Source organism: Clostridium sp. UBA871 (genome assembly GCF_002295255.1).
Taxonomy (GTDB): domain Bacteria; phylum Bacillota; class Clostridia; order Clostridiales; family Clostridiaceae; genus Clostridium_J; species Clostridium_J sulfidigenes.
In genome coordinates, this window is sequence record NZ_DBFV01000004.1 from 14,841 (window position 1) to 41,079 (window position 26,239).

26 protein-coding genes and 1 pseudogene are annotated in these 26,239 nt (G+C 30.5%); 25 read left to right on the forward strand and 2 right to left on the reverse strand.

The window, feature by feature from the left end; genetic code table 11:
* The first annotated feature begins 11 nt into the window (after nt 1–11).
* The 5 genes and pseudogenes from B3086_RS05925 (at nt 12) to B3086_RS05945 (ending at nt 5,394) form a co-directional block, all read left to right on the forward strand.
* Nucleotides 12–353 carry a hydrogenase/urease maturation nickel metallochaperone HypA gene (locus B3086_RS05925; protein ID WP_150843686.1) on the forward strand — a complete coding sequence of 114 codons (342 nt, stop codon included), beginning with the start codon at nt 12–14 and terminating at the stop codon, nt 351–353.
* A gap of 173 nt (nt 354–526) precedes the next feature.
* Nucleotides 527–2,284: pseudogene (gene argS, locus B3086_RS05930) on the forward strand (arginine--tRNA ligase).
* A gap of 28 nt (nt 2,285–2,312) precedes the next feature.
* Nucleotides 2,313–4,085, forward strand: coding sequence for a GH3 auxin-responsive promoter family protein (locus B3086_RS05935; protein WP_346846662.1), 1,773 nt, complete (start codon nt 2,313–2,315; stop codon nt 4,083–4,085).
* An 82-nt stretch (nt 4,086–4,167) separates the two neighbouring features.
* On the forward strand, nt 4,168–4,758 hold the full coding sequence (locus tag B3086_RS05940; protein WP_346846904.1) for an HDIG domain-containing metalloprotein: 591 nt from the start codon (nt 4,168–4,170) through the stop codon (nt 4,756–4,758).
* Nucleotides 4,759–5,040: 282 nt separating this feature from the next.
* Complete coding sequence (locus B3086_RS05945) at nt 5,041–5,394, forward strand: hypothetical protein (protein ID WP_346846663.1); 354 nt, start codon at nt 5,041–5,043, stop codon at nt 5,392–5,394.
* A 97-nt stretch (nt 5,395–5,491) separates the two neighbouring features.
* On the opposite strand, the gene B3086_RS05950 is transcribed toward B3086_RS05945, so the two are convergent.
* Nucleotides 5,492–5,920, reverse strand: a complete 429-nt coding sequence (locus B3086_RS05950; protein ID WP_346846664.1) for a MarR family winged helix-turn-helix transcriptional regulator — start codon at nt 5,918–5,920, stop codon at nt 5,492–5,494.
* Nucleotides 5,921–6,074: 154 nt separating this feature from the next.
* Between B3086_RS05950 and B3086_RS05955 the strand changes: the two genes are divergently transcribed.
* The 20 genes from B3086_RS05955 to thiI all read left to right on the forward strand — a co-directional run bounded on the left by B3086_RS05955 (nt 6,075) and on the right by thiI (nt 23,794).
* On the forward strand, nt 6,075–6,578 hold the full coding sequence (locus B3086_RS05955) for a CarD family transcriptional regulator (protein WP_346876882.1): 504 nt from the start codon (nt 6,075–6,077) through the stop codon (nt 6,576–6,578).
* 111 nt (nt 6,579–6,689) lie between these two features.
* Nucleotides 6,690–7,712: a recombinase RecA gene (recA, locus tag B3086_RS05960; RefSeq protein WP_346846666.1), complete on the forward strand. Its 1,023-nt coding sequence runs from the start codon at nt 6,690–6,692 to the stop codon at nt 7,710–7,712.
* 151 nt (nt 7,713–7,863) lie between these two features.
* Nucleotides 7,864–8,694 carry an endonuclease VIII gene (locus B3086_RS05965; protein WP_346876881.1) on the forward strand — a complete coding sequence of 277 codons (831 nt, stop codon included), beginning with the start codon at nt 7,864–7,866 and terminating at the stop codon, nt 8,692–8,694.
* 281 nt (nt 8,695–8,975) lie between these two features.
* Nucleotides 8,976–9,446 (forward strand): MarR family transcriptional regulator, encoded by a 471-nt coding sequence (locus B3086_RS05970; protein WP_346846905.1) that lies wholly within the window; start codon nt 8,976–8,978, stop codon nt 9,444–9,446.
* A gap of 1 nt (nt 9,447) precedes the next feature.
* Nucleotides 9,448–9,993 carry a cyclase family protein gene (locus B3086_RS05975; protein ID WP_346846668.1) on the forward strand — a complete coding sequence of 182 codons (546 nt, stop codon included), beginning with the start codon at nt 9,448–9,450 and terminating at the stop codon, nt 9,991–9,993.
* 166 nt (nt 9,994–10,159) lie between these two features.
* Complete coding sequence (locus B3086_RS05980; protein WP_035135482.1) at nt 10,160–10,528, forward strand: GntR family transcriptional regulator; 369 nt, start codon at nt 10,160–10,162, stop codon at nt 10,526–10,528.
* A complete protein-coding gene (locus tag B3086_RS05985; RefSeq protein ID WP_346846669.1) occupies nt 10,528–11,229 on the forward strand; it encodes an ABC transporter ATP-binding protein in 702 nt (233 codons plus the stop codon). The genes B3086_RS05980 and B3086_RS05985 overlap by 1 nt, the downstream gene beginning before the upstream one ends.
* Nucleotides 11,223–11,993 carry an ABC transporter permease gene (locus tag B3086_RS05990; RefSeq protein WP_346846670.1) on the forward strand — a complete coding sequence of 257 codons (771 nt, stop codon included), beginning with the start codon at nt 11,223–11,225 and terminating at the stop codon, nt 11,991–11,993. Before B3086_RS05985 ends, B3086_RS05990 begins: the two co-directional genes overlap by 7 nt.
* Nucleotides 11,994–12,048: 55 nt before the next feature.
* Entirely contained in the window at nt 12,049–12,243 is a 195-nt protein-coding gene (locus B3086_RS05995) for a hypothetical protein (RefSeq protein WP_346846671.1), read from the forward strand.
* 146 nt (nt 12,244–12,389) lie between these two features.
* On the forward strand, nt 12,390–13,409 hold the full coding sequence (locus B3086_RS06000) for a MerR family transcriptional regulator (RefSeq protein ID WP_346876879.1): 1,020 nt from the start codon (nt 12,390–12,392) through the stop codon (nt 13,407–13,409).
* 590 nt (nt 13,410–13,999) lie between these two features.
* On the forward strand, nt 14,000–15,109 hold the full coding sequence (locus B3086_RS06005) for a peptidase S41 (protein ID WP_346892948.1): 1,110 nt from the start codon (nt 14,000–14,002) through the stop codon (nt 15,107–15,109).
* 153 nt (nt 15,110–15,262) lie between these two features.
* The gene (locus tag B3086_RS06010; protein ID WP_346846674.1) at nt 15,263–16,456 is read left to right on the forward strand and encodes a phosphoenolpyruvate hydrolase family protein; all 1,194 of its coding nucleotides are present in this window, start codon (nt 15,263–15,265) and stop codon (nt 16,454–16,456) included.
* 157 nt (nt 16,457–16,613) lie between these two features.
* Nucleotides 16,614–17,822: a Tm-1-like ATP-binding domain-containing protein gene (locus B3086_RS06015; protein WP_346892950.1), complete on the forward strand. Its 1,209-nt coding sequence runs from the start codon at nt 16,614–16,616 to the stop codon at nt 17,820–17,822.
* Nucleotides 17,823–17,860: 38 nt separating this feature from the next.
* On the forward strand, nt 17,861–18,691 hold the full coding sequence (locus tag B3086_RS06020; protein WP_346846676.1) for a phosphoenolpyruvate hydrolase family protein: 831 nt from the start codon (nt 17,861–17,863) through the stop codon (nt 18,689–18,691).
* 215 nt (nt 18,692–18,906) lie between these two features.
* Entirely contained in the window at nt 18,907–19,896 is a 990-nt protein-coding gene (locus tag B3086_RS06025) for a GNAT family N-acetyltransferase (RefSeq protein WP_346876876.1), read from the forward strand.
* A gap of 42 nt (nt 19,897–19,938) precedes the next feature.
* Nucleotides 19,939–20,064 carry a hypothetical protein gene (locus B3086_RS18025; protein WP_414632272.1) on the forward strand — a complete coding sequence of 42 codons (126 nt, stop codon included), beginning with the start codon at nt 19,939–19,941 and terminating at the stop codon, nt 20,062–20,064.
* Between the two features lie 277 nt (nt 20,065–20,341).
* The gene (locus tag B3086_RS06030) at nt 20,342–20,830 is read left to right on the forward strand and encodes a helix-turn-helix domain-containing protein (RefSeq protein ID WP_346846678.1); all 489 of its coding nucleotides are present in this window, start codon (nt 20,342–20,344) and stop codon (nt 20,828–20,830) included.
* Between the two features lie 14 nt (nt 20,831–20,844).
* Entirely contained in the window at nt 20,845–21,207 is a 363-nt protein-coding gene (locus tag B3086_RS06035) for a DUF4180 domain-containing protein (protein ID WP_346846679.1), read from the forward strand.
* A gap of 303 nt (nt 21,208–21,510) precedes the next feature.
* Entirely contained in the window at nt 21,511–22,644 is a 1,134-nt protein-coding gene (locus B3086_RS06040) for a cysteine desulfurase family protein (protein ID WP_346846680.1), read from the forward strand.
* Nucleotide 22,645: 1 nt separating this feature from the next.
* Nucleotides 22,646–23,794, forward strand: a complete 1,149-nt coding sequence (thiI, locus tag B3086_RS06045; RefSeq protein ID WP_346876874.1) for a tRNA uracil 4-sulfurtransferase ThiI — start codon at nt 22,646–22,648, stop codon at nt 23,792–23,794.
* Between the two features lie 155 nt (nt 23,795–23,949).
* On the opposite strand, the gene B3086_RS06050 is transcribed toward thiI, so the two are convergent.
* The gene (locus B3086_RS06050) at nt 23,950–26,010 is read right to left on the reverse strand and encodes a catalase (RefSeq protein ID WP_346846682.1); all 2,061 of its coding nucleotides are present in this window, start codon (nt 26,008–26,010) and stop codon (nt 23,950–23,952) included.
* Nucleotides 26,011–26,239: the final 229 nt, after the last annotated feature.

The window sequence follows — 26,239 nt, forward strand, 5'->3', positions numbered from 1 at the left end:
GGGTGATTTTAATGCATGAATTAGGTGTAGTAATTGAAGTGGTTAAAACTGTTGAAAATTTCGCAGAAAAGAATGGATTAAAGAAAATAGATACAATAGTTTTACAAATTGGAGAACTTTCTTCAATGATTCCTAAATATATTGAATCTTGTTATCCAGTAGCAGTAGATGGTACAAGATTACAGGACACAAAATTAAAGATTGAAATATTACCAGGTAATGCAATCTGTAGAAAATGTAGAAAAGTTTTTAATATCATTGAGAATAGTAGTAAGTGTCCAAGCTGTACAAGTGAAGAATGGGAGCTATTATGTGGAAAAGAGTTTATGATAAAGGAAATAGTTGCTTGTTAAGGTAAGACTTAAAAGATAAGAGATAGAAATACGTATAAGATATTTTACTAGGGGCATAATATGGACAAGCGATTAACATTTAATGAGGATACTAGCATTTATTATAAATGGCAATGTTTTAAATGTTTATGACACCATAGATTTATATTTAGTAAGAAAATAGGAGGTATAGTGTGAAGATATTTATTGATGAAATAAGTGATGTAGTAAAAAATACTTTTGAAGAGCTAGGATATGATAAAGAATCAGGAAAGGTAACTGTATCTAATAGACCAGATTTATGTCAGTATCAATGCAATGGTGCTTTAGCTAATGCTAAGAAATACAAAAAGGCACCCAGTGTCATAGCGCAAGAAGTTGTTGAAAAATTGAAAGAAAATAAGTTTTTCTCTAAATTAGAAATTGCAGGACCTGGGTTTATTAATATAACGGTTAATGATAAATTAATAATTGACTATGTAAATAAGATGAATAATGATGAAAAGTTTGGAACTTCATCTGCTACAAAAGTTAAAAAAATATTTGTAGATTATGGTGGAGCAAATGTTGCAAAGCCCTTACATATAGGTCATTTAAGATCAGCAATAATTGGAGAAAGTATAAAAAGAATTGCTAAGTTTATAGGTCATGATGTAATTGGAGATGTTCACTTAGGTGATTGGGGTCTTCAAATGGGTATGGTTATCTCTGAAGTTGAAAGACGTAATCCCAAATTACCTTATTTTAATGAAGGTTTTACTGGAGAGTATCCAAAAGAAGCTCCATTCACAATAGATGAATTAGAAGAAATATATCCTTATGCTAGTAGCCTTGCTAAAAATGATGAAAAAGTTATGAATGCAGCAAAACAAGCTACCGTTGAGCTTCAACAAGGTAGAAAAGGATATCTAGCATTATGGAAACACATATTAAATGTTTCTGTTAATGATTTAAAGAAAAATTATGGTGCATTAAATGTTGACTTTGAATTATGGAATGGTGAAAGCGATGCATAAAAGTTTATTCCGGATATGATAAAATATTTAAAGGATAATGGATATTGCTATGAAAGTGAAGGGGCCTTAGTTATTGATGTAAGTAAGGAAGAGGATAAGAGTGTACTTCCACCATTACTATTATTGAAATCAGATGGAGCATCACTATATGGAACAACTGATTTGGCTACAGTTGTAGAGAGAGTTAGAAACTATGAGGCTGATGAAATAATATACTTAGCTGATAAAAGACAAGGACTTCACTATGAGCAATTCTTTAGATCAGCTAAAAAATCTGGAATTGCAGGTGAGAATGTAGAATTAGATTTTATAGGCTTTGGAACAATGAATGGAAAAGATGGAAAACCATTTAAAACTCGTGAAGGTGGAGTAATGAGGCTTGCAGATTTAATAAATTTAATTAAAGAAGCGGGTAAAGAAAAGCTTAAAGGTAATAAAAATATATCAGCAGGAGATGTTGAAGAAATCTCATCAAAGGTAGGTTTAGCAGCTTTAAAATATGGTGATTTATCAAATCAAGCTTCAAAGGATTATATATTTGATATAGATAGATTTGCTTCCTTTGAGGGAAATACAGGACCATATATTTTATATACAATAGTAAGAATTAAATCTATTTTAAATAAAGCTAACACATCTGAGTTAACGGAAAATGTATTAGAACCACAAAGTGATACAGAAAGAAACCTAATGTTACAATTAATTAAATTTAATGAAGTAATTGAGCTGAGCTTTAGAGAACGTGCACCACATAAGATATGTGAATACGTTTATGAATTATCAAATAACTTTAATAAATTCTATAATGATACAAGAATATTATATGAAGAAGATGAAAATAAAAAAAATTCTTGGTTAGTTCTTATTACTTTAGTTAAAGATTTATTAGAACAATGCTTAGATTTATTAGGCATGGAAAGTGTTGAAAAAATGTAATATACTGCAGTCCTTTTTTTAGTCATGGATGGGATTTAAAGCAATTCGCCGCCATCAAGGTGTAACATCATTTTATATTTTTTCATACATTAGATATATACAAATACTTAGGAAGTGTGTTATTACGAGCTTTATAAGCAAAGTCTTGTACAAAATCGCCATTGAAGGTGGGGGATTAGTTAAAAAGAAGTTTGATAAAGAAACTAGTAATTGCAAAAAAGTCAATGCAGAAGTGTTATTGAAAATATTAAGAGAAAATTGCAAAAGTGAAATCGGAATTAAGTTTAATTTTCGAGATATCAACTCCATAGATGATTTTAAAAAACATGTTCCATTAACCCAATATGATTATTACGAAAATTATATAAGACGAATGTCAAATGGTGAAAAGAATATTTTAATAAGTGAAGGTGTAGAATACTTTGGTCATACATCAGGAACCACAGGAAAGCAAAAGTTAATTCCATCTACTAAAACAAGTAGAAAACTTGCTTCAAAATATATGGCATTACTTACCAATAAGTTTTCTTATGATAACTTTAGAGAAAATTGGAATTATGGAAGAGGCTTAATGATAGCTGATATAGTAATGACAACTTATACCCAAGGAGGAGTACCAATATGTTCTGCCACTTCTGGAGGGATGAATGGTATAAGATTTATATTACCATACTTATATACTTCACCAATAGAAGTCATGAAAATAAAAGATAAGGAATCCTCCCTTTATCTTCATCTGCTATTTGCATTAAAAGAAACTAATCTTTTATATATTAGTGGAGTTTTTATATCTAATATATTGGATTTATTTAGGATATTAGAAAGTAAACATCAGGATTTAGTTAGAGATATAAGGAGAGGATGTATAAGAAATACTTTGAATATTGATGAAAACACTAGAAAAAAGTTAAATTCACTTCTTTCTCCTGATGCTAGTAGAGCTGATAAATTAGAGTATGAATTTGGAAAAGGATTAAAGGGTATAAGTAGGAGAGTATGGCCTAATTTATCATATATTGCCACAGTAACTGGAGCAAACTTTTCTATATATGATGATAAAGTAAATTATTATACTGATTCATTGCCAATTTATTCACCAGCCTATGCAGCTACTGAGGCTATGATTGGAATTAATCCTTATGCAAATAAGATAAGATATGTAATTATCCCTGACACTGCATTTTATGAATTTATTCCACAAAAGGAAGGAAAAGAAGATAGTCAGAACACCCTTTGTTTAGAAGAGCTAGAAATAGGGACAAAGTATGAAATAGTTATTACTAATTATGCAGGCCTTTATAGATACAGAATGGGTGATGTTATTCAGGTAGTGGGATTTTATAATAATTGTCCTGAAGTGGAGTTTTTATATAGGAAAAATCAAGTGTTGAATATGGTATCTGAAAAAACTAATGAAGAACATTTAACTAATTCTATAAAAAGTACAATAAAAAAATTAAATTTAAACTTAGTAGACTATACTACAATGCCTGATAACTCAATTACACCTGGAAGATACACGTTTTACTTTGAATTTAAAAATAGTATATCTAATTATAAGATTAAATTATTAGCGGAAACCTTGGATAAGGAGATTAGAAGTTCTAACTTAGCCTATGATAGAGCTAGAAATAACAAGAATTTATCTATGGTAAAGGTAATACTTTTACAACCAAATACCTTCAATACAATTAAGGAATCTTTATATAAGAAGGGAATATCAAAAAATCAAATTAAAATTCCAAGGGTTATTTCTAATAATAGGAGTATATTAAATATTATTAATAGAAATAAGGTATGATATACTTCTTTAATATTATTTGTATTTGTAATATTCTTAAAATATAATATTATTAATAAAGTTTTTATAGGAGGATATTATGATGATAACAAGAGAGGAAGCGTTGGAACTACTTACCGAATACAATAAAGAAGGATTTCATATTCAGCATGCATTAACAGTAGAAGGTGTTATGAATTACTTTGCAAAGAAACTTGGATATGAAGATGAAGCAGAGTTTTGGTCTAGAGTTGGATTGCTTCATGATTTAGATTTTGAAATGTATCAAGAACAACATTGTAGCAAAACTCAAGAAATAATGAGACAACGTGGTCTTGATGAAAGATTAATAAGAGCAGTAGCTAGCCATGGATATGGACTTTGTGCAGAAGAACAACCGAAACCAGAACATGAGATGGAAAAAATATTATTTGCGGTAGATGAACTTACTGGTTTGATTGGTGCAGCTGCAAGAATGCGTCCATCTAGGAGTGTTATGGATATGGAACTTTCAAGTCTTAAGAAAAAGTTCAAAGATAAGAAATTTGCTGCTGGATGTTCAAGGGATGTAATTAGACAAGGAGCAGAAATCCTTGACTGGGAATTAGATAAATTATTTGAAGAAACAATTCTAGCTATGCGTTCTTGTGAGGATTTCATTAATAAGGAAATGGAATTATATAACAATTGGTAGATTATATTGGATAATTTTTATACTTATGTAACCATATGGGTAAGTAAATTTGACAAGTAAAAGTAAAAATGATATTATTATATTGTCAGTGTGTATGAAAACTCAAGACCATCTGAAGGTGGTTTTGAGTTTTTTTATAATAAGGTTTCTTACAAAGATATGAGTCGTTGGTTTATGCCATAGGTAATGATATTTTAAAAGAAAAAATATCATGAAAGAAGAATGGCTGAAAGTAAAAATTATTAAAACACTAGTTTGAAATTAGAGAGGAGACGGTCAAGAATGAATATAAAAAATGAGCAAGTTAATCATATTAAATTCGGATCAGGAGTTATAACAGAGGTAGAGGGCGATAAGATATTAGTGCAATTTCAAGATGACCTTGGAGTAAAAGCCTTCGCATATCCAGAAGCATTTAAAATGTTTCTAGAAGCAGCAAATGAGGAAGTTCAGAATAGTATATTAGAAAAATTGTATATAAAGCAAGAGCAGTCAAAAGCTGAACTAGAAGAGAAAAGAAATGAAGAAAAACAGGAAAAAGAAATACTTGAAAAAGCTGCAAAGGAAGAGAAAAAAATATTACTTGCAGAAAAGAGAGCAGCAGCAAAACTTGCAAAAGCAAAAGATGCAAAATAATCAGTAGTTTTTGATAAATATAGAGTCATTGCATAGCTTTATGATTCTAAAGATATAATAAAAACACATTAGCAGAGGCATAAGGCTATTTTATTAGCTATATGTCCCATTCTAATTTTAACATATCTTTAAGTATTTCTACCTTATCAGTTCCAATTTTCTCACATAGTGTTTGCTCTATGGCTGCCTTTTGAGATAAATTTATCTCATAACATTCTTCACCTAAGGGAGTCAACTGCAAACATTTATCCCTATTATTGTTTGTTGAATTTGTAATTTCAATTAAGCCCTTTGCTTCAAGATTTTTTACAAATTTATGAGTTGCCTGTCTAGAGATATCAACATGTTTTGTAACGTAAGATAGAGTTGGTTTTTTATTATATATTCTTGCCATGATATACCATTCAGAGTTTGAAATATGTATATCACTACTATCATTCCATGATTTTTCACATATTCTACGAAGTAGAACGTGACGCTCACTTATTAAATCAATTAAATGTAAGTTTTGTAATTCAGAATTCAATGGCTTCACTCCAATCGTTATCTTTGCTAAAATAATATACAAATAATATACATAATTCATTAAGAATTGTCAATTTAATTGACAATTTGTTTAATTTAATGTACAATGAAATTAGTCAACTTAGTTGACAAAGTACAACAAGGGAGAAATTGAAATGTTTAATATTGGAGAATTAATAATTTATTCGGCCCATGGAATTTGCCGTGTAGATGACATATTTGAACAAATAATAGGGGGTAAAAAAAGAAATTACTATAAATTGCACCCAGTGGACGATAGTTCATTAAGTATAAGTGTCCCAGTTGAGAGTGATAAGGTAGCCATGTTACAGCTTGTAAACAAAGAAGAGGCAGAAGAACTTTTAGAATCCTTTAGGGAGCCAGGTGTAGAGTGGATAGAAGCTAGTACTGAAAGAAATCAAGTATATTCTAAGGTTGTAAAGAATGGAGATCGTAAAGAAATCTCTAAGGTAATAAGTACTTTAATGAGAAAAAAGCTTAAAATTGAAGCAGAAGGAAGGAAATTTCATCAGCAAGATATCAAACTTTTATCTAATGTTCAAAGTATATTGTTTACAGAATTGGCATTCAAATTAAACACAACTTTTGAAGTAATAAATAGAAAAGTTGCTAGATTAATTAATGAAAATGACTACTAAATATGCTCATAATAGAAGTGTATGTTAAAGAGGGCTGTTTTACTCAGTAGAAGTTAAAAAAGTGAGACATAATTTAAGCTATAAGGGCTTTTGAAAGGGTAGTTGATAAAAATGAATATAAGTAATGATAGAAGTATGGCCATAGAAACAGTTATGAACCATATAGAAAAACAATTTGGAAAAGGTTCCGTAATGAAGCTTGGAGGAACCTCAACAATGGATATAGAAGCTATCCCAACAGGATGTCTTGCTTTAGATATAGCCCTTGGCGTTGGAGGAGTTCCAAAGGGTAGAATAGTGGAGATATATGGACCAGAATCTTCTGGTAAAACAACAGTAGCACTACATATAGTGGCAGAAGCTCAAAAAAGTGGTGGTGCAGCGGCGTATATCGATGCTGAACATGCTTTGGATCCATCCTATGCAAAAAAACTTGGTGTTAATACTGATGATCTGATTATTTCTCAACCTGATACTGGAGAACAAGGCCTGGAAATAGCTGAAGCGCTTGTAAGATCAAATGCTTTAGATGTCCTTGTGGTTGACTCTGTTGCTGCCCTTGTTCCAAGAGCTGAAATAGAAGGTGACATGGGGGATTCTCATATAGGATTGCAGGCAAGGTTAATGTCACAAGCCTTAAGAAAACTAACTGGATCAATTAATAAATCTAAATGTGTTGTTATATTTATAAACCAACTAAGAGAAAAAATAGGTATTATGTTTGGTAATCCTGAAACAACAACAGGTGGAAGAGCGCTGAAGTTTTATTCATCAGTTAGGCTTGATATAAGGAAAATAGATATTATAAAAGTAGGGGAAGATATTCTTGGAAGTAGAACAAGGATAAAAGTAACCAAAAATAAGGTTGCTCCGCCTTTTAAGCTAGCTGAATTCGATATAATGTACAACGAAGGAATTTCAAAGGAAGGTGCACTTATTGATATAGCAGTTAAGGAAGATATAGTTGAAAAAAGTGGAGCTTGGTTTTCTTATAAAGATGCTAGACTTGGTCAAGGAAGAGAAAATTCTAAGTTATATCTAAAAGAAAATCCTGAAATAGCTCTTGAAATAGAAAATATAATAAGAGAAAAATATAATCTTAAATTAGTAAAACAGACTAAGGAAAATGAATAAATGTTTTAAATATAAAAGAAAGAGAATCATCATATTATGGAGATTCTCTTTCTTTTATTTTCTTTACGATAAGTATATAATGGAATAATAAATAATAATTGGAAAAGCTAAATTTAGATAAACTATGTCTTAAATAATTGGAGAGATAACAATGATTGAGATACCGGAAGCTTTAACACTTGCAGGGCAGATTAACAATACAATTAGGGGAAAGAAGATTGTGAATGTTGTTGCTGCTCATAATCCACATAAGTTTGCGTGGTATCATGGAGATCCACAAAAATACCATGAAATACTTGTAGGAAAGACTATTAATATGGCAACTGCCTACGGAGGTATGGTTGAAATTAGTGCTGATAATACATCAATATTAATTGGTGATGGGGTAGGATTTAGATATAGGCGCAGTGGTGAAAAACGTCCGGTCAAACATCAACTTCTGTTAGAGTTTAATGATTCATCTGAAGTTAGTGCATCAATTCAGATGTATGGAGGAATATGGTGTTTTAATACCAAAGAAGGGTTTCCCAATAATTATTATCAGGTTACAAAGGAAAAACCATCTCCACTTTCTTATGAATTTAATGAAACTTATTTTGATAAACTGATATCCTCACAGGATTTACAGAAGCTAAGTATAAAAGCATTTCTTGCTACAGAGCAGCGAATACCTGGCCTTGGAAATGGAGTGCTACAAGATATATTATGGCAGGCTAAAATTCATCCAAAACGAAAAATTAATACATTAAAGGATGAAAATAAGGAAGTTTTATATACTTCCATTAAAACTGTTCTTTCTAAAATGACAGAACTTGGTGGAAGAGATACAGAAAAGGATCTATATGGAAACAATGGTGGATATAAAACTATGATGAGCAAAAATAGTGTAGGCTCTTCTTGTGTTTCTTGTGGTGAAATTATAAAAAAAGAAAATTATTTAGGTGGTAGCATTTATTACTGTGAGAATTGCCAGTTACTTTAACTCAATATGATAAAATTAATAATGTACTTTTATAGTTAGATATAGAAAAAGTATATAAAGGCTAGTATAAAAATTAATAAGGAGTAGAGCTTTTAATTAGATGAGGTTTTACTAAAATATATAAAATGACCTAAAAGAAGCTATAAGAAGAATTATGCTTATGGCTTCTTTTATTAAATTATATTAATAATGGAATTATAATAGTAAATTAGTACTTGTGCAAAATTGTTGACATGGAAACAAAAAGATGATAGTATTGTTTACAAGGAAACAATATGGAGGTGTTTAAAGTAGATAATATCAATATTATTATGAAAAGTTTTAAAGAAATATATGAAAAGGAAGAGATTTTAGGTAAGTTGGCTTTGGGTAGTGAATATGAAAATTATGGGGTTTCAGAAATACACTGTATAGATTTAATAGGGAAAATAGAAAATCCCAATGTTACTAAAATATCCCAAAGTATGAATATGACAAGAGGTGCTATTAGTAAGATAACTAAAAAGCTTCTTAATAGTAATCTTATTGATAAATATAAAAATCCTAATAATGATAAGGAGATATATTTCAAATTAACGGAGTCAGGTGAAGAGTTATATAAATATCATGAAATAAAGCATAAGCAATGGGAAGCAAGAAATAGGATATTTTTTAAAAATGTAGATAAGAAGGAAGAAAAAATTATAACTAATTTCTTGATTAGATTTAATAGTTATTTAGACGAACTAATAGAAACAGAAGGAGAAATATAATATGAATTTACACTTAACAGATTTTAACATTCCGGTAGAAATATTAAAGTGGGGAGACTCACAGCCGACACACCAAAGGCAACATATAGGAACTCATATAGATTGCTACAATCTATCCAATATAGAATTACCACCACAAATAGATGTTAAGGTAATAGATGCTAGGAAAATAGATATTATAGACGTTAACATATTAGAAAACTTATCAATTAAAGCAGGTTCTTTTGTAATATTTAGAACGGGTTACTTAGAAACCTATGGATATGGAAGTGATGAGTATTTTAATTCTAAGCCTAGTCCATATTTAACTAATGAGCTTATAGATAGATTATTAGACTGTAATGTAAAATTAATAGGCATTGATCTAAGTGGAATACAACATGGAAAAGATCACGTAGCAATAGATAAATATGTTGAAAATAAAGGATCCTATGTTATAGAAAATATATGTAATTTACATAAGGTTACTACAGAATTCAAGGCGAATTTAAAATGGATTCAACTAGAAGGTGCTACAGCAATAAAAGTTGAGATTGAAACTATATAAATTTATATATTATAAAGTAAAGATTAAAATTCAGAGAAAGATTAAACTTCCTCTGGATTTTATTTTTGATATTTATGTAAAAAACTATTGACAAGAATATTTTCAAGTTGTATTATTGTATTAAGATGTTAGTACAACAACACAATAATACAAGAGAGGTGATTAGATGGCATGGGAATTTAAGGACCAAAGGCCTATATATATTCAATTAATTGAGCAGATTAAACTAAAGATAATTTCAGGAGAATACAAGCCAGGACAAAAGTTTCCAACGGTAAGAGAGCTTGCTGAAGAGGCATCAGTTAATCCTAATACTATACAAAAGGCTTTAGCAGAGTTAGAACGGTCAGGGTTTGTTTATAGTCAAAGGACTAGTGGAAGATTTATCACGGAGGATATAGATATGATAAAAGAGATTAAACTGGATATAGCTAAAGACCAAGCAGTAAATTTTCTTAAGAGTATGAAAAGTTTAGGACTTAGTAATGAGGATATCATGGAATTTCTAGGGAAAATGGCAAAGGAGATGAAGTAATGGGTGAACCAATTTTTCAGTGTAAGGAATTAGTTAAAAAATATGACAATAAAGAAGCACTTAAAGGTATTAATTTAACTTTAGAAAAAGGTAAAATAGTTGGACTTTTAGGTCCTAATGGTAGTGGTAAAACGACTTTAATAAAGCTAGCTAATGGGTTGTTAAAGCCAACGTCGGGAGAAGTAAAGATAGCGGGACTTTCTCAGGGCATAGAAACTCAAAAAATAGTTTCTTACCTCCCTGAAAGAACCTATCTTAATGATTGGATGAAGGTATCTGATATTATAAATTTTTTCAAAGACTTCTATGAGGATTTTGATGAAAAGAGAGCCTATGATATGCTAAGCAAGTTAAATATTGAATCAAATGTTAAGCTTAAGACCTTATCAAAAGGAACAAAAGAAAAGGTTCAGCTTATTTTAGTTATGAGTAGGCAAGCAGAGTTATACTTTTTAGATGAGCCTATTGCAGGGGTAGACCCAGCAGCAAGGGACTATATTTTAAATACTATAATAAGCAATTATAACGAAAATGCAACTGTAGTAATTTCAACTCATCTAATAGCAGATATAGAGAAAGTTCTCGATGATGTTGTTTTTATATCAAATGGAGAAATAATGCTACAAAAAAGTGTAGATGAAATAAGAGAAAGTAGCGGAAAGACAGTAGATGAATTATTTAGGGAGGTATTTAGATGCTAAGAAAATTAATAAAATATGAATTTAAGGCTACAGGCAGAATAATGCTACCTCTTTATGGAGCTTTGCTTGGATTTTCAATTATTAATAAGATATTTATTGGAACTAATATGGCTGAGGTAAATATGGATTTTTTAGGTGGAATTCCTGCCATTATAACAATGATAGGATATTTCGTAACTATGGTGGCAGTTTTTGTGGGAACACTTTTTATAACTGTACAAAGATTTTATAAAAACCTATTTGGTGATGAAGGATATTTAATGAATACTATCCCAGTAAAAAGTTCTCAAAATATAGTTAATAAATTAGTAGTATCTATGGTATGGACTATAATAAGTGGTTTCATAGCTGCAACATCTATATTTGTAATGGCCTATGAACCAGGGGTATTAAAAGAAGCAATTAGAGAATTTAAAAATATTTACTCTGAAATTGGATTAAATATTTTCGGTATAATAGAATTTACAATATTTGGAATTGTATCTTTAGCTCATCAAATTATGATGCTTTATGCATCACTTTCTATAGGTCAGTTGTTTAAATCAAAAAAATTATTAGGAGGATTTGCTGGATTTATGATATTAAGTATTGCTCAACAATCAATAATAGGAATAGGTATGACTATATTAGTTGCAAGTGATAGTTTTATTTATCTATCTGCACACTATGCAATACTTTGTGGAATTATAGTTTGTTTAATTTTCTTCACAATTTTATTCTGTATAACTAACTACATTATGAAGAATAAACTTAATCTAGAATAATAAAAAAATTTAAAGCGTCAGTTTTAGTAATAAACTTAAACTGGCGCATATTTTTATGTATATACAAATAATTCATTTACCGCATCTATGCGTTCTTTTAGTATGGTTTCCTAATTATGGTCATTGGGTAGTTTATTATAATGGAAAATTTTACGATCCAGAATTCGGCCTTATGGATGAATGTGCTCCAAATGGAAGAATAGGAGCATATCTTTCAGTTTATTTAGATGAAAGGAATGAAAATGAATAAATTCTTAAAACTGCTTAACTATGATACAGAACTATAATCTAATGAACAATAGTAGGAGTATGTGAAGTATCTAATAAATTATAACAATCAGTATTGACTCTAACCAAAGGTTAGGATTTAAAATAATATTGAAAGGGGTGTGAATCTTGAAGATTGGTGAGTTTGCTAAAAGATCAGGGGTAACTGTAAAAACATTGCTTCATTATGATAAGATTGGGCTGTTACAGCCATCTTTAAAAACGCAAGCTGGTTATAGAATTTATTGTGATGAAGATTTCATCAAGCTACAACAGATTATTACTCTTAAGTTTATTGGTTTGCCACTTGAAGAAATAAAACAACTTATAAATGAAAAGAATCAAAATATAGAGAATATAATAAGTGTTCAAACAAGAGCATTAGAGGAAAAGAAGAAACATATTGAGACAGTTATTACTGCTCTAAATAAAGCCGAAAAGCAAATACAAAATAATAGTTTTTTGGAAGTTCAACAACTTATTGATATTATCAAGATAACGAATATGGAAACAAGAGCAAAACAAAGATTCAATGACGCAAGTAAACAATATGTTACGGACAGCTATCACTGGAGGTCTAAAACTGCAGAACTAATAAATGAATTGATTAAACCTAACATAAATGATATTGTACTTGATTTAGGGTGTGGAACTGGAAAGCAAATTATTGAGCTATCACGAAAAATAAAATTAGCAATTGGTGTAGATATTAGTGATGGAATGCTTAAACAAGCTAAAGAAAATATAGAAAATGAAAGAGCACATAATATTGAACTATATATAGGAACATTTGAAGAGCCTGAATTAAGTGTAGATTTACGAAAAAAATGTATTACAAAAATTATTTCTAATTATGCATTACATCATCTAACTACAATATATAAGCAAAAAGCAATAGAAAAAATGATTAATATAGGTGGAGAAAATTTGCAAAGTATTATTATTGGTGATTTAATGTTTTTTGAAAATCCTAATGATTATAAGGATGAATTTTCCTTAGTAGGATATGGACCAGAAGTAGATTTTCCATCCAGCGTGGAAGAGTTAAAAAATTGCTTTTTAAATTTTGATTTTACTGTTGAAGTACACAGATTGCATCCACTTGTAGGAGTTGTGGTTGCTAATAGAAATAAAGTGGATAATCTGTAATAATAAATAAGTTCTTATAATACGCAACAGCTATAAATCAAATAATTTCTTTAACTACTGTACATGCAGAAATAAATATTCGGTATTCTTATTAGAAGTAGTTTAAGACTATATCTAAAATCCAAATTTTAAGCAAATTAATAAAAATCCAACGGTTTAACCGGTGGATTTTTTACGCTATTCAATATTATGTTAAAACATTTAGTTAAAATTCTAATGAAGCTATTCATTTTAAAAACCAATTTTACATCTGAAAAAAATTATACTTTTAGCTAGTTCAAATATATACATAGGAATATATTAAGCTATTTATATAGATAACTATTAAACTATAAATATATGAACCTATTTAACTATTTAACTATTTGTTGTAGCCATGCGGGTTTCAGGGGTTTTCCTATTTTGAAAGTTAGATTAAGTATACCTAAATAAAAAGATGTGACAATGGAGTAAAAATGTGATTCAATATAGGAATCATATTTTAAAATATAATTGTTTAAGCATTAGATTTTATGTTAAAGTCTTAGTAACATGATTAATTTAGAAATTATTTACTAAGGGGACATAAATAAAGAGGTGAGCGTGATATTATGAAAAGTCAATGGGAAGAAAAATGGGTAGAAGATATTGAGTTTTTGAGGGAAAATCTCATAGAAAAGCATAAAAATTTATTTTTTAATATAAGTAGGGAAGAGTTTGATAGTAGGATAGATAAATTAAAGTCAATGATAGGTGACTTTGATTATGAAGAGATGAAGGTAGAGATTTCAAGGGTGATTGCCTCGATTGGAGATGCCCATACATCAGTTGCATTTCCTGCTAATAAGTATTTGCCTATTATGTTTTATTGGTTTGAGGATGGGATTTATATTATAAGAACTAGTGAAGCTTATAAGAACTTATTATTTAAGAAAGTTATAGCAATTGAGGATGTTAGCATGGATAAAATTCTTCATGAACTTTCAGAAATCATATCTTTTGAAAATGAATATTTTTTTAAGGCTCAGAGTATGAAGTATATGCAGGTTGCAGAAGTTTTATATGGATTATTGATATCAGATTCTGTGGATAATATAAAAATAACAACAGAACACAATACAGTTAAAGTTAAAACAGTTAATATTAATGAATTAAAATACTTAGATAGTCAATTACCTTTATATGCAAGAAGACCTAATGAAAATTTGTGGTATGAATATTTAGAAGATAAAGAGGAACTTTACATAAAGTATAATTATTGCAGGGAAGACGGAAATAAAACAATTAGCACAAAAATAACAGAGATTATAGACTATATAGAGAAAAATTCTATTGATAAAATCACTATAGATTTAAGAAATAATCTTGGTGGTGATTCTAGATTATTAGGATCGTTATTATGCTATATAAAGAATAATCCTAGAATTAACAATAAGGAAAGGCTAAAAATAATAATAGGAAGAGAGACTTTTTCCTCAGGATTACTTAATGCTTATGAATTCAAATTTGAGACAAACTGTGTTATTTGGGGTGAACCTTCAGGAGGAAAACCTAATTGTTATGGGGAGATATTAAGATTTGTTTTACCAAATAGTAAATTTAGTGTTAGCTACTCAACTCGATATTATAAATTGATAGATGATGATAGTATCATGTCTCTATATCCAGATAAGACCTTACATGAAAAAATTGAGGATTATATAAATTTGGGAGAGATATAAATGAATAAATAAGATATACTATTTAAAAAATGAAGAGGGCGTGTTTAGTTATCGTAGTGAAGTAATGTTAATGAAAAAAAGCCTTTACCATTGAAATTTATCCGGGCTGTTTCTTTATAAAGAGTTTAATGAAAAAATAAGAGGTTCGAAAGTATGAAAAGAAAAAAGTTATTAGAGAATATCAATATACAAATAAAGAATGGAAATCATATTATTGGTGTAGCAACAGGTACAGGAATGACGGCAAAATATGCTGAAAAGGGGGGAGCTGATTTTATTTTAGTGTTAAATTCGGGTAGATTTCGGCAAATGGGGAGAAGTTCATTGGCAGGTTATTTACCATTTTGTAATAGCAATGATATGGTAATGGACTTTGCTTCAAAAGAGATAATACCATTGGTAAAAGATATGCCTATTATATTTGGATTCAATGCAACGGACCCTCTAAAGAATATGGAAAGTTACATAGATAAAATAAAGGATATGGGCTTTTCAGGTATTAATAACTATCCTACAGTTGGACTTATAGACAGTCAGTTCGGTGAAGCTCTTGAAGAAGAAGGATGTAATTATTTAATTGAAGTAGAAGCAATAAGAATAGCCAATGAAAAAGACATGTTTACAGTTGCCTTTGTATTTAATGAATTACAGGCAGAGCAGATGATTATTGCAGGTGCTGACGTTATTTGCGTACATTTAGGTCTAACAGGAGGAGGATTGTTGGGAGCAAAAAAAGTCTTCTCACTAGAAGCTGCAAAGGTTAAAGCAGAAAAGATATTTAATAGATGTAATGAGTTAAAGCCACAGGTTATTAAATTAATATATGGTGGACCTGTAAAAACACCAATTGATGTTCAGTACATGTATAGTAATATTGAAGACTTAATGGGATATATAGGGGGATCAACATTTGAAAGAATTCCATCGGAGAAGTTCATTACAAACATAACAAAGGCTTTTAAAGTTTCAACTCAGTTAGATGAAGATGATTTAATGATTAAAATGTTAGATGGCATTACAAAGCACTATAATTATGTTGAATTTGTAAAAGAGTACGTTGCCCAAAATTATATGAATGATATTTCATTTCTAGATTTAGCCAAAGTAGCTCATATATCTAGAGGATACTTAAGCAGTTTATTTAAAAAAGAAGTTGGTTGTAGTTTTCCAGAGTATCTAGTTAAATTTCGTGTAAATAAAGCAGCAGAAATTATAAACAAAGAGAATATCCAATTGTCAGACTTAGCATCATTAGTTGGTTATAAAGATTATGTGCAGTTTAGCAAAATGTTTAAAAAGTATAAGGGATGTTCACCAAAACAATATAAATTTAGAAATATGACATAAACACAAAAATATAGTACATAGCAACGTTTACATAAAGAGATGAAAAAAGTATGATTAACTTATAAATATCATACGTTTTATAAGACGATTATCTTAGTCATTTATCTAATATTGTACAGACTAGATAAAAGAAAATTTATGTAGGGAGATTAAAGAAATGAAGACAATCGCTATTGCAGGAACATTTGACACTAAAGGCACTGAATATTTATACGTAAAAGAACTAATTGAAGGTTTGGGTTTATGTACTTTTACCATTCATACCGGTGTATTTGAGCCAGCTTTTGAACCAGATGTATCAAACAATGAAGTTGCAAAGGCAGCAGGCTCAGACATAGAAACTCTAGTTTCCAAAAAAGATAGGGCATTAGCAACAGAAGTATTATCAAAAGGCATGGAGAAGTTATTACCCGAATTATATAAACAGGGTAAGTTTGATGGTATTATATCCTTTGGTGGAACTGGAGGAACTTCATTGGTAACTCCAGCTATGAGGGCACTGCCTATAGGTGTGCCAAAGGTTATGGTTTCAACGGTTGCTTCAGGCAATACTGAACCTTATGTAGGTACCAGCGATATTATTATGATGCCTTCTGTGGTGGATGTTGCAGGTCTTAACTCGATTTCAACAAGGATCTTTACAAATGCAGTATTTGCAATTGCAGGTATGCTTAAGTTTGAAAATACAAAAGTCGTAGAGAAAAAGCCATTAGTTGCTGCAACTATGTTCGGCGTAACAACTCCATGTATAACAGCTGCAAGGGAATACCTTGAAAAGAGAGGTTATGAAGTTCTTGTATTTCATGCAACAGGTGTAGGTGGACGTTCAATGGAAGCACTTATCCATGGAGGCTTTATTGAAGGCGTATTAGACCTTACTACCACAGAATGGGCAGATGAAGTTATCGGTGGTGTTTTAAATGCAGGACCTCATCGTTTAGAGGCAGCAGGCAAAAATCAAATACCACAGGTTGTATCAGTAGGTGCCATTGATATGTGTAATTTTGGACCATATGAAACAGTTCCTGAGAAGTTTATAACACGTAACTTATATAAACATAACCCTTCAGTAACGCTTATGAGAACAAACAAAGAGGGAAATGAAGCAATTGGTATGAGACTAGTTGAAAAATTAAATCTAGCTAAAGGAAAAACAGCTTTATTCATACCTCTAAAAGGAGTATCTGCTATTGATGTAGAAGGTCAGCCTTTTTACGGTCCAGAAGAGGATGAAGTATTATTTAATATATTAAAAAATGGTGTAAACAGAAATGTTGTAGAAGTAGTAGAAATGAATTGCGCTATTAACGAAGTAGAGTTTGCAGAAGCAGCAGCACAAAAATTAATAGATATGATGAAAAAATAGTGAATAATAAATTTAAATAATAGAAGGAGGCTTTATTGATGAATACAATGACAAGAAACGAAATTATGACAAAGTTCAAAGAACAGGTTAAAAATGGGCAAACATTATTAGGTGTAGGAGCTGGTACAGGTATTACGGCTAAATTCAGTGAAGCTGGTGGAGCAGATATGCTTATAGTTTACAATTCAGGCAGATACAGAATGGCAGGAAGAGGTTCTCTCGCAGGATTACTATCCTATGGAGATGCTAATCAGATTGTAGTTGAAATGGGAGCAGAAGTACTTCCGGTTGTAAAAAATACTCCAGTTCTTGCTGGTGTTTGTGGAACTGACCCATTCAGAGTAATGGAGATTTTTCTTAAGCAATTAAAAGCACAAGGTTTTGCAGGGGTTCAAAACTTCCCTACAGTAGGGTTAATTGATGGTGTATTTAGACAGAACCTAGAAGAGACTGGAATGGGTTATGATTTAGAAGTTGAAATGATAAGAAAAGCACATGAACTGGATATGCTTACAACTCCTTATGTATTTGACCCTGATCAAGCAAGAGCAATGGCAGAAGCTGGTGCTGATATATTAGTTGCACACATGGGATTGACTACAAAAGGTACAATAGGAGCACAAACAGCACTTACACTTGATGACTGTGTAGAGAGAATTGAAGCTATTATTAAAGCGGGAAGAGAAGTTAACCCTGATATTATGGTAATCTGTCATGGCGGACCTATTGCGGAGCCAGAAGATGCTGCATATGTAATAGAAAAAACAGAAGGAATTGACGGTTTCTTTGGTGCTTCAAGCATTGAAAGGTTTGCAGCGGAAAAAGGTATAAAATCACAAACAGAAGCGTTTAAAGCAATAAGTAAATAATAAATATAACATCACATCCACCACCTGTAATGGCTTAAATAGTTATTTATAGGTGGTGGTACTTTTTGCTGAGAGATGTTAACTTCTATTTATATTAGTAAAATTATTTTAAAGTAAGGGTATAGTAAATTTGATCTACAAAATGTATTGTTTACCTCAAATAAGTATGCTAAAATGTTATATATTGGTAAAAATCAAAAATGTGGAGGGTAGAGATGATGTATAAAATTTATAAAATTGACTCCAATAATTTGACAGCAGATGAAGTTGAAAACTTATATTTAATCAATAAGAATATAACAAAAAAATATAATTTTTTAGACCCATATAAAAGTAATGATGACTATAAAGCTCTATATTTATCGTCTTTTAATGGAAGTGATAATGAGCTATTTGTACTTGAAAAGAATTCTTTAATTTGTGGAATGATTAATTGTGGTAAGGCTGCTGACTGTAATGGAAATGAACAATATAAATTAAACATCACTTTATGCGATTTATCAATTGATGAACTTATGATTAAGGCTATAAATCAATTGGTTCAAGAGAAACTAGCTCAACATGGTGAAATTGTAATGGTTACATATAATTATGAATTAAATGAATTAATGAATCAATACAATAATAAGGTAAGCTTAAGGGCTAATTATTACACTTTAAAAAGAGAAGACATTGATATAGACATGCTTAATAAATTCATGAAAGAATTGGAAGCAAAAAATTCAGATCTTTCTATTAAATATACTGATATCATCTCAGAGAGCTATATCAAACAATATTGTGATTTGTTTACAGAAACTATGAAAGATATGCCGGATGTTATGGAAGAGGGGTATGTACAGTTTATTATAAATCCTGAAAAACAAAGGCAAATTAATGAGTCTAATAAGAAAAGAAATATAACTCATAATTGTTATATGATTTTTAACTCAAATAATGAAATGATTGCTAAATCAAATGTATCTGTCAATAATAACGACCCTGGTTTTCCTTACCAATTTATGATTGGAGTTAAAAGATCCTATAGGGGAAGGAATTTAGGAAAATGGCTTTATGCATCTATGTATAAGAGATTATTCGAGACTGTTAATTTTGACAGGGTGATTGTATGTCATCATCCTGCAAACAAACATGCAATTAATGTTAGTGAATGGGTTGGATATAAATTCAACTATTTAATGACAGCTCATATTTTATATAAATAACAAATATTTCACTATTATGATAGCCATCAGTTTACTAAACTGATGGCTACTATTCTTAAACCTATTGCCACAATCTCAAAGTACCTAGATTATTCATCCCAGAAATATTTTTCACGTGCATTTGTAACTTTTTATGGTATTTCACCCTATGAATATAGAAAAAAATAGTTGCCAATTTCAAAATAATAGTTGATAAAATACATTAATAAAATCCTCCGAAGTAATGCTAAGAGTTTTTGTTTTGTGCTCAAATAGTTGATAGAGTCATCAAAAGTTAAAAATTTTATAAGTAAATAGGTATTTTACAATATGTAAATAAAATAAAAAGCTGAACAAATAGAAACAAAATACAATAAAGTTAAACAAAATACAACAAAATACTTTACAAGTGTAAAGAGAACTATTATAATTTAATCATAAACTAATTTTGAAAGGGTAGATTTTTATGGAAAATCAATTTTATACAATAGATAAAATCGCAGAAATATTAGGTATGCATCACAAAACTATAAGAAAATTTATAACAGAAGGGAAGCTTGGAGCAAATAAAGTTGGAAAGCAATGGAGAATTTCAGGTCATGATTTAAGTGTTTTTATGGAAAAAAATAATGTTAGTATTAATAATAAAAAGATTAGTGAAGAGTCAAATATTGATTTTGTTACTAATGGAGAAGTGAAAGATACTATAAAGCAAAAGGTAAATGTATCTACTGTTGTGGATATTAATGATGTAGATAAAGAAGAATATTTTAGAATATCAAATACTCTTATAGCACTAATGAATTGTAAAGATTCCGGAATGGAAAAATCAACAATTAATATGAAATATGATGAAAAAGTAAACAGACTAAGGGTTTTGTTATGGGGAAATGTAAGCTTTATTGAAGGTATGCTAAGTTCAATTTCTATGCTTGTGGAACAAACCAATTTATAAGGAGAGTGAATACTTTGAATTACAGAGTAGTAAACAAAAATAACAATAAATATATTGAATTTGTTTCTGATTTGAGGAAACTTTCTTCAGAGCAAGATGTGCTAGATTACATATCTAAATGTATGGAAAATGACATTTATACAATAATACTGCATTCTAATGTATTATCTGAAGACTTCTTTAATCTTAAAACTGGACTCGCAGGCATGGCATTGCAAAAATTTATAAACTACAATGTAAAAGTCGCTGTTATTATTGAAGATGAAGAAAAGCTTAATGAGCGATTTAAAGAAATGATTATGGAAGCTAACAAAGGAAATCATTTCAGAACATTTAAGAATATTGCAGATGCTGAAATTTGGATTTCGAAATTATAATATAACAATGGCATGTATGTAAGTTATAACTCATATGGTTGTCATTACAAAGAGGTCTATTATGGAGAAATATTTTTCAATAGGAGAGATATCTAAACTATCTATTATGAAAATACACATTATTTTCAGACTGTAATAAGATGTAATCTTATTACAGTTTTTTGCTTTAAAAAATTATGGTAGTCTTTTCTCTAACTATTTAATGTGCCAATATTAATGCTCTATCACACTTTTTTCAAAAGTTTGTTGCGGTGGAGGAATTATTTGATATAATAAGTAGAATAATAGATTAGGAGTGGTTTTATGCAAGTGTATTTTGATAATAGTGCCACCACTGAGCCTTATGATGAGGTAATAGATGCTGTGGTACATACAATGAAAAATAATTTTGGAAATCCTTCATCCGCTCATGGTTTAGGCCTTAAGGCAGAAATAGCTCTTAATGAATCAAGAGATAAAATAGCTAAGACTATCAATTGTACCAAGGATGAAATAATATTTACTTCTGGTGGAAGTGAAAGCAATAATTTTTTAGTAAAAGGTTTTACTGGGGTAGGTGCGCACATAATAACTAGTGAAATTGAACATCCTAGCGTACTTAATACCTTCAGGGATTTGGAGGCAGCAGGGACTAAGGTTACTTATTTAAAGGTTGATAATAAGGGTCGTATATCTCTAGAAGAATTAAAAAACAGCATAAATAGTGACACTAGATTAGTGAGCATAATCCATGTTAATAATGAGCTGGGAGTTGTACAGGATATAGAAGCTATAGGGACATTAATAAAAGGAAAAAGTCCTAGAGTTAAGTTCCATGTAGATGCGGTCCAAAGCTATGGAAAGTTTAAAATAGATGTAAAAAGAGCTCAAATAGATTTGTTATCCGTCAGTGGACATAAAATTCATGGTCCTAGAGGAGTTGGTTTTTCTTACATAAAAAAAGGATTTAATCCTAAGGCTTTAATAAGCGGTGGTGGACAGGAGAGAAACTTTAGATCAGGCACAGAAAATTTACCAGGTATTATAGGCTTTGTAAAGGCTTCAGATATTATATATAATAATGTTCAACTTAATTATTCAAAGGTAAGTGAGCTTAAAGAATATTTTATAGAAAGACTTAGAGATATAAAAGATATAGTGATAAACAGTCCTTGTGAGGATTGCTTCAGTCCTTATATTTTAAGTGTTTCATTTAAAGGTGTAAGAGGCGAAGTACTACTACATCTTTTAGAGGAAAAGGGAATATATGTATCTACTGGTTCTGCCTGTTCCGCAAAGAAACAAGGAGATAGCCATGTGCTTAAAGCTATAGGCCTTAATACTCAGGAAACAAAGGGAACCATAAGGTTTAGCTTTAATGAGTTTAATACAAAAGAAGAAGTAGATTACACTATAGAAGTACTAGAAAAAAGTTTGAAATTTTTAAGGAGAAAATAATATGAGAAAACTATTACTTATTAAATATGCATCGGAAATTTTTTTAAAGGGATTAAATAGAAGAATCTTTGAAAAAAAGCTCATGAAGAATATAGATTCAGTACTTAAGGGATGTAGCTATGAATTTATAAGCGATCAAGGAAGGTGGTTCCTCTATAGTGAAGATTTGGAGGAGGTAATGTCAAAAGTAAAAAGGGTTTTTGGCGTTTCTGAAGTTTGTTTAGTTACTGAAGTAGAACCTACTATGGAAGCTATCAGTGCTCAAGCGGTTGTGGAAGCTGAGGATTTTGGAGAAACTACCTTCAAGGTTCAAAGTAATCGAGCAAATAAAGCCTTCCCTCTAAATTCTATGGAGATGAGTCGTGAAATTGGTGCTGTAGTATTAAACGCTGTAGAAGGATTAAGGGTAGATGTTCATAAACCACAAAGAATAATAAATGTGGAAGTAAGAAAAAGGGCATATGTATATTCTAAAAGGGTAAAAGCTGTTGGAGGAATGCCTTACGGCACAAATGGTAGTACTATGCTTATGCTTTCTGGTGGTATAGATTCTCCTGTTGCTGGATATTTGATGGCAAGACGTGGGGTAGAATTAAACGCTATTTATTTCCACAGCCATCCTTACACTAGTGAAAGAGCTAAAGAAAAGGTAAAGGACTTGGCAAGATTACTAAAGGGCTACACTGGGAAAATCAATCTTTACGTGGCACCTTTCACTGATATTCAAATGGATATAATAGAAAAATGCCCTGAGAATGAGCTTACTATAATAATGAGAAAATTTATGATGAGAGTTGCCTGTGCTGTAGCGGAAAAATATAATATAAACTCTGTAACCACCGGGGAAAGTATAGGCCAGGTAGCAAGTCAAACTATGGAGGGACTAATGGTCAGCAATGACGTGGCAGATAGGCCAGTGTTTAGACCTCTTATCGCCATGGATAAAATAGATATCATGGATATATCTAGAGATATTGGAACCTATGAAACATCTATACTTCCTTATGAAGACTGCTGTACAATATTTGTACCAAAGCATCCAAAAATAAAACCTAGAGTGGACTTAATAAGAAATTCTGAAAGTATACTGGATATAGATAGACTTGTTCAAGAATGTATAGATAATATGGAGATATACAACGATCTTTAATAATTGATGCCTAAATAAATAAAAGGATGCAGTAATTCTAAACTGCATCTTTTTTTAGATGAAAATTTGGCTAAACATAGTCAAATGTTGTTATATAATTAGAAATATCAAAACACATATGGAATGCTGTTGCTGCAAGTTTAATAAAATATCTATTATATAGTAATATTTCTATCCCAATGTCTATGAGCTGAAATATCAGTTATGAATTTATTTGTAAACTTATCCTTAGAATCCCCAACTGTAACTCCAGGTTGATCTTTCATCTCTGGCTTTAATAGCATAGTCATTGATTGTGAAACTAAAATTGGCTTGAAATGCTTATAGGTTTCTTCGATAAACATCTTAGTGCGCATTTTGAAGTCAGGGTCAACATTGCCTGAGCCAAGAACGCAGATAGCATCAAACAGTACGGGGTCTGCAGATAGCAAGGAATGTTTAGGTAGCTGACTTGTGCCATCAGAACCCTTTATTGGGCTTAAGTTACAACCTATTATTTCTGGCATAGTTTTTGCTGCGTTTAAAGCTTTTATCATTGTGTTAAATTCATCTGAATTATATCCTTCTGATAATATTATTCCAACTTTTAATGTATCCGATTTTTTAATAGTATTTTCTTGACTCAGTGCTGGTGATACTTTGTTATATTTTGATGCTTCACCTTTAGGAAGGTTAGCTCCGAGATATTGTGCTACTTGAGTCATCATGTTAATATTTACATTACCAAACATATCAATTATTTGTTGCCTAATATCTTTATTGTTTACCTTAGAAAGTTCAAATTTAAATGCATCAATGATATGCTTTTTCTCCACATCACTCATGCTATTATAAAACATTGCTGCTTGAGAAAAATGATCTTCAAAACTTTTACTTCGTGAGCGAACTATATTTCCTTCTACCTTTTCTTGGTAATTAGCAAAACCACCTTGGTCTTCACCTAGGGTTTTAGGAGTGTTGTTAGATAATGAATTATTATGGTAGCTCACATTAGTAGTATTTATTGTCTGCCTTGAATGTCCATCTCTTTGATTATTATGGACGGTGACTACAGGTCTGTTTATAGGAATCTCATGGAAGTTAGGTCCACCTAGTCTTGTAAGTTGAGTATCTGTATATGAGAATAACCTACCTTGGAGTAGTGGATCATTTGTAAAATCAATTCCTGGAACTAAATGACCGGGGTGAAATGCCACTTGTTCAACTTCTGCAAAGAAATTATCTACATTTTTATTTAAGGTTATTTTTCCTATAATCTTTACTGGAATATCCTCTTCTGGCCAAATTTTTGTAGGATCCAGTATGTCAAAATCTAAACTGAATTCTTTATCTTCTGGCAATAATTGTACACCTACTTCATATTCCGGATAATTGCCTGTATTGATAGCTTCTTGCAAGTCCTTTCTATTGAAATCTGGATCCTTTCCAGCTATTTTTTGAGTTTCATCCCAAACTAAAGAATGGACTCCAAGGGCAGGTTTAAAATGCACTTTAAAGAAAGTAGATTTACCACTTTCATTAATAAATCTAAAGGTATGTATGCCAAAGCCTTCCATCATACGGTAACTTTTCGGAATTGCTCTATCGGACATAGCCCACATAACAGTATGAGCAGATTCCTGATTATTTGCAACAAAGTCCCAAAAGGTATCGTGAGCACTAGAGGCTTGAGGAACTTCCGTATCTGGCTCAGGTTTCACTGCATGAACAAAATCAGGGAATTTAATTGCATCTTGAATAAAGAAAACAGGAATATTATTTGCAACTATATCATAATTGCCTTCTTGAGTATAAAACTTTACTGCAAAACCTCTTATATCTCTAACTGTATCTGCAGAGCCTCTAAATCCAGCTACTGTAGAGAATCTTACAAATATAGGAGTTTTTATAGAAGGATCTTGTAAAAATCCTGCTTTAGTATATTCCTTCATTGATTCATATAATTGAAATTCTCCGTGTGCTCCAGTACCTCGTGCATGGACAACTCTTTCTGGAATCCTTTCATGGTCAAAATGAGTAATTTTTTCTCTGAAATGGAAATCTTCCATTAAAGTTGGCCCTCTATCCCCAGCCTTTAATGAAAACTCATCCTGTGACATTGTAAGACCTTGATTTGTAGTAAGATTTTTTCCTTGGTTATCCACTTTAAATTCATCTAGTTGTTTCTCTTTTGCATTTTTTATCTGGTTATTTTCATTGTTGTTTTGATTTCCCATGGTATTCTCCTTTCAAAGTATCAACTTTAAAGTTAAAAATGTTGTTTACTATAATATTGTCAACTAAAAAGTATTTATACTACTAAGTGATAACTAAGTTTTATTATATTGAATTTGTGCATTATGATATGTTTTTTAAACAGAGTTTTAATAAAAGGTTTTGATTACCTTATAAGTTAATTGTTGTGTAATAGCTGGTGTAAGAATGTTATAATATATTTAGTAAATA